Source organism: Acinetobacter sp. YH12218 (assembly GCF_013417925.1).
GTDB lineage: Bacteria > Pseudomonadota > Gammaproteobacteria > Pseudomonadales > Moraxellaceae > Acinetobacter > Acinetobacter amyesii.
The window spans coordinates 157,596-164,658 of record NZ_VPDB01000001.1 but is presented as its reverse complement, the minus strand read 5'-3'; the positions used below and the strand labels follow the sequence as shown (position 1 = coordinate 164,658).

8 protein-coding genes are annotated in these 7,063 nt (G+C 40.2%); 6 read left to right on the top strand and 2 right to left on the bottom strand.

The annotated features are described in order from the left end of the window. Positions 1-175 precede the first annotated feature (175 nt). On the top strand, positions 176-466 hold the full coding sequence (locus FTV03_RS00880; protein WP_180026041.1) for an antibiotic biosynthesis monooxygenase: 291 nt from the start codon (positions 176-178) through the stop codon (positions 464-466). A gap of 3 nt (positions 467-469) precedes the next feature. Here the strand turns inward: FTV03_RS00880 and FTV03_RS00875 are convergent, their stop codons facing one another. Continuing rightward, the gene (locus tag FTV03_RS00875; protein WP_218950591.1) at positions 470-1,327 is read right to left on the bottom strand and encodes an energy transducer TonB; all 858 of its coding nucleotides are present in this window, start codon (positions 1,325-1,327) and stop codon (positions 470-472) included. 258 nt (positions 1,328-1,585) lie between these two features. Here FTV03_RS00875 and FTV03_RS00870 point away from each other — a divergent pair, with 258 nt between their 5' ends. The 4 genes from FTV03_RS00870 to FTV03_RS00855 all read left to right on the top strand — a co-directional run bounded on the left by FTV03_RS00870 (position 1,586) and on the right by FTV03_RS00855 (position 4,475). After that, the gene (locus FTV03_RS00870; protein WP_111885941.1) at positions 1,586-2,269 is read left to right on the top strand and encodes a hypothetical protein; all 684 of its coding nucleotides are present in this window, start codon (positions 1,586-1,588) and stop codon (positions 2,267-2,269) included. A gap of 158 nt (positions 2,270-2,427) precedes the next feature. Further along, positions 2,428-3,141 carry a DUF3108 domain-containing protein gene (locus FTV03_RS00865; protein ID WP_078192434.1) on the top strand — a complete coding sequence of 238 codons (714 nt, stop codon included), beginning with the start codon at positions 2,428-2,430 and terminating at the stop codon, positions 3,139-3,141. A 92-nt stretch (positions 3,142-3,233) separates the two neighbouring features. Further along, positions 3,234-3,809 (top strand): xanthine phosphoribosyltransferase, encoded by a 576-nt coding sequence (locus FTV03_RS00860; RefSeq protein ID WP_078189246.1) that lies wholly within the window; start codon positions 3,234-3,236, stop codon positions 3,807-3,809. A gap of 267 nt (positions 3,810-4,076) precedes the next feature. Next, positions 4,077-4,475 (top strand): hypothetical protein, encoded by a 399-nt coding sequence (locus tag FTV03_RS00855; protein ID WP_143221573.1) that lies wholly within the window; start codon positions 4,077-4,079, stop codon positions 4,473-4,475. Between the two features lie 611 nt (positions 4,476-5,086). Here the strand turns inward: FTV03_RS00855 and wrbA are convergent. Next, complete coding sequence (gene wrbA / locus FTV03_RS00850) at positions 5,087-5,680, bottom strand: NAD(P)H:quinone oxidoreductase (protein WP_180010538.1); 594 nt, start codon at positions 5,678-5,680, stop codon at positions 5,087-5,089. A 112-nt stretch (positions 5,681-5,792) separates the two neighbouring features. Here wrbA and FTV03_RS00845 point away from each other — a divergent pair, with 112 nt between their 5' ends. Beyond that, positions 5,793-7,040 carry a YihY family inner membrane protein gene (locus FTV03_RS00845; protein ID WP_078192438.1) on the top strand — a complete coding sequence of 416 codons (1,248 nt, stop codon included), beginning with the start codon at positions 5,793-5,795 and terminating at the stop codon, positions 7,038-7,040. Positions 7,041-7,063: the final 23 nt, after the last annotated feature.

Below are 7,063 nucleotides of genomic sequence, written 5' to 3'. Positions count from 1 at the left end.
GAATAATTCAAGTGAATTTGTTTGAAAGAAGAACTTTAAAAGCTTTATTTTCACCCGATAAAATACCCATAAAACAAGAGGAAGCTCAAATGAGCTTCCTCTTGTGAAAAATTGTGGGACAGCAGTGAGCTACGGCTCGCTTTTTTAACATTATAAAAACCAAGGAAGGAAAGATATGCAATATGTCGTTATTTTTAAAGCACGCATTCGTACGCTTGATGAGCTGTATTTTTCGACTGCACAGCAGCTTAGAGACAAAGCCTTGACACACTTTAACTGTCAACATTTTGAAGCGCTAACAGAGGCTGAGCATGAAATCGCCCTTTCCTACTGGAATACCTTAGAAGACATTCGAGCTTGGCAGCAAGATGCACAACATCTGGTGGCGCAGCAATTGGGGAAAAACCAATGGTATGCAAGTTTTAGCGTCGAAATCTGCGAAGTTTTGCGACGCTATCACAACTGAATTTTAACGAACCTCAAACTCTGCTTCTGCAGGATCGAAGCGCCAAGTCCGCACAATACGAAGTTCTGAGATGTCTTTCATTTTGGCATCAAACAAACCAAAAGGTGCCGCCTTACGCACAGAGGTTTTTGCAGCTTCGTCCAATAAGCTTGAACCTGAACTTTCGATCAAACGAATGGCACGAATCCCGCCATTACTGTTCAAAATAACCATTAAGCGTACTTCACCTCGTAGCTGCTGCTGTTTTGCCGCTTCAGGATAGTAACGGTTACCGTAAAACTCGACTTTTTCACGAAACTTTTCCATATAGGCCGCAGAAACATCTTGCTTGGCTTGAATACCATCTATGGTTTTAATTTTTTGCTGACGGCTAAAGTTTTGCTGACGTTGTAAATATTGAGCTTCGATACTCGCCACCATCGCAGCCTTGGCCTGAAACTGACTATTCAACTCCTCAACAGCTTTTTTGCGACTGTTTTCTTCCGCTTGTTTTTGCCAACTCAAAGTTGTCATCAACACTTTATCTTCAAAACTGAGCTCTTTCTTTTGTTGCAGTTGTTCTAAAGCTTCACTTTTTTGCTCACCGGCTTTTTGTTCGATCATCGGTGCAGGCATGTCACTCGACATACGATGTGACTCACGGAATGTCCCAGAGCCCTGCTGATCGGCTTGTGCTAAAAAGTCTGCATGTTCAATTTTTTCCGTCGTAGAACGTAAAGAAACTGCAATTTCTTTGGTGTTATAGTCAGCCTCTTGGGGCATGGTAAATTGCATGGTTAAAAATGCCAAATGCAACACAGCAGCAAACACCAACGCAGTTGCAAATATGGGATCTTTCCACCACTCTTTCATCAAGGGCATGAACGTTATTTTTTTCAGCATCACATTAAACCGACTATTTGCCGCATTCCCCAAACTGCTTAAAACAGTATAAAATAAAACTCGTATTCATTTTTTGATGAAAACGAGAAATCCATCAACACATAGATAATGCACAATTAAAATCATGAAAATGGTGCAATTTATTTTGCTAAACTGCAAGATCAAAACCTTGTGTTTTTATAGAAATCGACAAGATAAACATCGTCAAAAAACATAATTTGTCAGGATGCACTTCTTATGCAAACGCTAGTTTCCAATATCGCTAAACGTATACGCCAAGTGTACCAAAAAGCTGAAGGATTTATTGAAGATGAGCGTGAATTCCCAATGTCTCAAGTGTTTTTAAATGCGACATTTCAGCGCTTTGTCACCGATAATGTGAAAATGCTCAAAGACTTGCATGCTGACCTGCATGATGACTGGCTTCGACTGTATGCCACATTGGATTATAACGGGCTGATCATAACACTCTCTGTTGATTTAAAACTGGTACAGATGGAACTCAACAAACAAACCCAATTGATCGTATTTGAACAAATTAGTGATACACAAGTGATTGAAGCAAAGTATCCAAATGTTCTGTATAAGATGGGCGTGCGCATGGCGTTATGGTTCTATCAAAAAGTACTCAACCAAGATCCATTGGGTATGATTTTGGAAAAGCTCAATGTGATCAAAGTTAAAGATGATTTACTGTATTTAGACCTGAATCGCTGGCTCGGTAAAAGTCGATCGATTATCGACACACTGGGCAAAGTCCATGTCAACCATGCTGTTTTACGTGAGGCCGAATTGGTGGTGATTGGTAATGTTAATTTAACCGCATTGTTCACCAAAATGTCGCAAGAACGGATGGAAGACTGGGATGATTCAAATTTAAAAGACGATGAAGTCACGCCTATAAAGCAAAAGGAAAGCTAGACTTATCCTGTACTTAGGCATCTTGAACCTATAAAAACGCTACACAATATATACATTAGGCACGGATTTGTGACGTGATTCTCCACAATCCAGCCGCATAATAAATATATCAGGTGGTTTAGCCCACCGCACTTCTATTGAATAGGAAAACCATACTTATGGCACATTCAGTTTTGAAAAATTTAGGTCTTGTTGCTGGGGTATCGACTACACTGCTTTTGACTGGTTTCTCAAGTCAGTCATTTGCCATGAGTCCATTCCAAGCCAACTACCAGTTTAACTACAACGGCAAAAACTTGGGTTCTGCAACACGTACCCTAAAACAATCTGGGAATAACTGGACGTATGTTTTCGCAGCAAAAGCTGGTGCGATGGCCTCTGCAACTGAAACCAGTCGTTTTAGTTTAAATGGCAGCCAAATTCACTCGAACAGCTTTAGCCGCAGCAGCAAAATTTTGGTGCACAACAACACCATGAATATTAATTTTAATGCTGGCGCAAAAACCATTAATACCAAAAAAGATGATAAAGCGCGTTCATTTGCGTGGAAATCAGGTGTGTTAGATGAACTCAATGCTGAATTGCAAATTCGTGAAGATTTAAAAAATGGTGGTTTGAAATCGAATTACTACATTGCCGATGCCAAAGAGGTTGAAGCTCGTAAGTTCGTGAAACAAGGCACTGAAAAAGTGAAAACCACTTACGGGACTTTTGACACCGTGAAAGTCGTGATGCGCCATGACAAACCTGGCCGTCAAACCACCTTCTGGTTAGCACCAAAACTAGATTACCTACCTGTCAAAGTTTCTCACCAAGACAATAAAACCTCTTACGGTTTATTGTTAACGGGCTATAAAGGTGCAACAAATTAATTGATTTGATCAATTTCGCTTGCATTTTTCACGGTGCTTTTTAAAATACGCTTTTGCTTTAAAAAGCACCTGCCCCCCTCGAGGATTCTCCCGTGCACGCTCTGGAACAGAAAATCTTAGCTGAAGGTATCGTTCTCTCTGAAGAAGTTCTGAAAGTCGATTCTTTCCTGAACCACCAAATTGACCCTGTGATGATGCAGCAAATTGGTCAAGAATTTGCCCGTCTTTTTAAAGATGCTGGCATCACAAAAATCATTACGATTGAAGCATCAGGTATTGCACCTGCAGTAATGGCTGGTCTTGAACTTGGTGTTCCTGTGATTTTTGCACGTAAATATCAATCTTTGACCTTAAAAGATGATTTGTATCGCTCAAAAGTGTTTTCTTTTACCAAACAAACTGAAAGCACGATCGCGATTTCTAAAAAGCACATCAATGCTGAAGATAAAGTTTTAGTGATTGATGACTTCTTGGCCAATGGTCAAGCGGCTTTAGGTCTTGCAGATCTTATTCATCAAGCAAGTGCTGAAGTGTTGGGTATCGGTATCGTGATTGAAAAATCATTCCAACCTGGTCGTGATATTTTGCTTGAAAAAGGTTATCGCGTTGAATCATTGGCACGTGTGAAATCGCTGGCGAATGGTACAGTTGAATTTGTTCGTGACTAGTTTACGTTCAAAAGAAAAAAGAACACATCAGGTGTTCTTTTTTTTGCTAAAAATTTGCCATTAAGGTGACATAGAGCGCACTTTTTAACGCCTTAGTTACAAGCAGACAAAACATCGGTGTGCAAAACTCGATAAAATTCAGGAAAATCGTCACATTTGATCGAATGGGTCAACTACTCATCTGTCAAATTACATTATGCTGCACCATAAATTCGGCCATTTTATTTTTTAAGGCTATGGAAAGTTATGAATACAGAAGATCAAAACATGGAACCGACAGTTAAATGTCCAAAATGTGGATCAACCCATATTGAAAAGCGTAACCATGAACAAAACTTACAAAAAATTGGTGGGGTCTTACTCAGTGGTGCTGGAACTGCTGCAGGGACTGTCGGTGGTGCGGCATCTGGCGCATCTATTGGTGCTGCGATTGGTGGCGTGACTGCTGGCCCACTTGGCGTGATTATGGGCGGAACCATCGGGACTTTTGTTGGTGCAATTAGCGTCGGTATTACAGGCGGTTTTCTCGGACACCGTTTTGGTAAAAAAGCCGGCGTGATCGTCGATCAAAATATTTTTCTCGACTACCAATGTTTAGATTGCAAACAGCGCTTTGAAGTTGAGCAACAGCCTGAAGACGCTGCAAAGACTTCGGATCAAGACTAATTTGGATATAAAAAAAGAGCGCTTCAGCGCTCTTTTTTAATAGGTTATTGTTTTTCTAATATGTATTTCTAGTCTATTGAAATGCTATTCGAAAACCATGGCGAATCAATTATTTTGAAACATCAGTTAAAGATTTTGAGTCCACTTTAACTTGATCTTGTTTCGCTAAAAATTCTTTTTCTTCGACTTTTTCTTTTGCGGGAAATCCATACTGTATAAACTGGCATTGCCGTACACAAGGAAGATGCAGCCAATACGGAACACAGGAAAGTCATTCGAAAATTAACAATAGACATCACACACCCCAAAGAAGAAATTTAAATACAAATCATGTAATCAAAAAATAAAAATAACGCGCCCAAAGAGAGAGCAATATTCGACTCGAAACCATCACTGAGCAGGCTGTATTTAAAAACTTTCAATATATTGTTAATATCATTTATTTTTAATATTTCAGGAATAGTTCGACAGATTTTTTTATATTTTGGTCGGTATACAACGTCATAAATAAAAAGACGTCACACGTAAATAAAGCAAGAAAAGTGCAATATTTAAGCCTTTTCTTGCCCGTTCGCTACAAAGTTAGCGCAACTTCCTAGAGCAAGTAAGTATCAAATCAACTTTTTGACGACTTCGCCTAGGCGTTTACCCAGCTCTTCACACAAGTTACGCTCATCTTGACTCAATGACTGATCATGGCGTGGACCACTGACATGGCTTGCACCATAAGGTGTACCACCCGTTTTGGTATTTGATAATGCCGGATGGGCATTACTTAAACCCATAACCATCATTCCGTGATGAAACAAAGGCGGCAGCATGGTCAGCAAAGTACTTTCCTGTCCCCCATGCATTGAACCTGAACTGGTAAACACACAGGCAGGTTTGCCATGTAATGCGCCATTGAGCCAAAGCGCTGTGGTTTGATCCCAGAAATATTTCATTTCCGACGCCATATTACCAAAACGGGTCGGTGAGCCTAGAGCTAGACCTGAACAATGCGCTAAGTCATCTAAGCTACAGTAAATATCGCCTTCGGCAGGAATACTGGGCTGCACGTCAGTTACCACGGTAGATAAATTTGGAACGGTACGTATTTTTACCGCCATCCCAGAAGCTTCAATCCCATTGGCAATCAAATGTGCCATCTCACGTGTTGAACCATATTTGCTGTAATACAGCACTAGTACATAAGCTTGCGTCATTTTTATAAATTCAATGAAAAAAGAAAACTATACGGTATTTTTCCTATTTTTTGGTTAAGCTAAGTGATGAAAATTGCATAAACATGACTAAAATAACTCGAGACTTGAAAGCATGATCGAAGCATTTTTAAAAAAACTTCCCTTTTACGACAAGAAATGGTTTCAGTTTGTTTTATTTGTCATTCGACGTTTTGAAGCCGATCGCTGCCGTGAACAAGCAGGATCATTAACCTATACCACCTTGTTTGCAGTGGTACCCATGTTGACCGTATTCTTGGTCATCATCTCCTCAATTAAAGCTTTAGAACCTGCTCGTCAACAGCTTCAACAATTGATTTATAGTAATTTTCTACCGAAAACGACAATTGCTTTTGATAAAGCACTGAATGCATTCACCGATAAATCCAGTAACCTGACTGTTATTGGTGTACTGTTTTTATTCATTACCACAGTTATGATGCTGACCAGCATTGAGACAGTATTTAACCGAATTTGGCGGGTGCGTGAGACACGTGGCGGCATTATTGGCTTTATGCGCTATTGGACTATTATCTCATTAGGCCCAATCTTACTGGGTAGCGCATTTGTTGTGTCATCTACCTTGGCCTCTATGAATGTCCTCAGCAATAATTTTGCCGGCTATGAACTGGATGGGGCTTTTCTGCTGTGGATCTTGTCTTTTTCATTGACCATTTTAGGTTTTTTCATTCTGTATTGGACGATTCCCAACCGCAGTGTGCCGATTAAGGCGGCGCTGATCGCGGGTGTCTTTAGTGCCGTGGTATTTGAATTACTCAAAAACCTCTTTGGTTTTGTCATGTCAAATTTCACCAGTTATCAAATCGTTTACGGTGCTTTTGCTGCAGTGCCAATTTTCCTGCTTTGGATATTCCTTTCATGGAATATCGTACTGATTGGGGTAGAAATTAGTTATGCACTGACCGCTTTCAATTCGGGCAACGACCAAAAACGTCATCCTGTTATTATGTTGATGGATTTGCTTGAATTATTTTATAAAAAGCAAAAACTCGGTCAGAGCGTGACAGAAAAAGAAGCGCTTGAGGTTTTAGGGCGTGATGAAATCGGCCGCCTGCCAAGCTATATTTTATTGTTTGAAGAGCAACACCTGATTAAACGTACAGATGATGATCATTATGTTTTAGTTCGTAATTTAACCCAAGTGGACTTTTGGAGTTTTTACAGTAAGCTGCCCTATCCGCTCCCTAAACGGCAAGATTTAGGTCGCGTCGATCCAGATGATGTTTGGATGGAAAAAATTGGGCCGCAACTGGTCGAATCGGATGATTATCTCGCGGCCAAACTCTCGATTCCACTTGCGACTATTTTTGAAGAAAAATAAGCGTAAATAAAAAAAGGAGAGCC

What these genes read in the sequence shown, in the direction of transcription:
- FTV03_RS00870 (WP_111885941.1), top strand. Translation starts at nt 1,586, where the DNA reads ATGCAAACGCTAGTTTCCAATATCGCTAAACGTATACGCCAAGTGTAC.
- FTV03_RS00865 (WP_078192434.1), top strand. Translation starts at nt 2,428, where the DNA reads ATGGCACATTCAGTTTTGAAAAATTTAGGTCTTGTTGCTGGGGTATCG.
- FTV03_RS00855 (WP_143221573.1), top strand. Translation starts at nt 4,077, where the DNA reads ATGGAACCGACAGTTAAATGTCCAAAATGTGGATCAACCCATATTGAA.
- FTV03_RS00845 (WP_078192438.1), top strand. Translation starts at nt 5,793, where the DNA reads ATGATCGAAGCATTTTTAAAAAAACTTCCCTTTTACGACAAGAAATGG.
- FTV03_RS00880 (WP_180026041.1), top strand. Translation starts at nt 176, where the DNA reads ATGCAATATGTCGTTATTTTTAAAGCACGCATTCGTACGCTTGATGAG.
- wrbA (WP_180010538.1), bottom strand. Translation starts at nt 5,680, where the DNA reads ATGACGCAAGCTTATGTACTAGTGCTGTATTACAGCAAATATGGTTCA.
- FTV03_RS00875 (WP_218950591.1), bottom strand. Translation starts at nt 1,327, where the DNA reads ATGCCCTTGATGAAAGAGTGGTGGAAAGATCCCATATTTGCAACTGCG.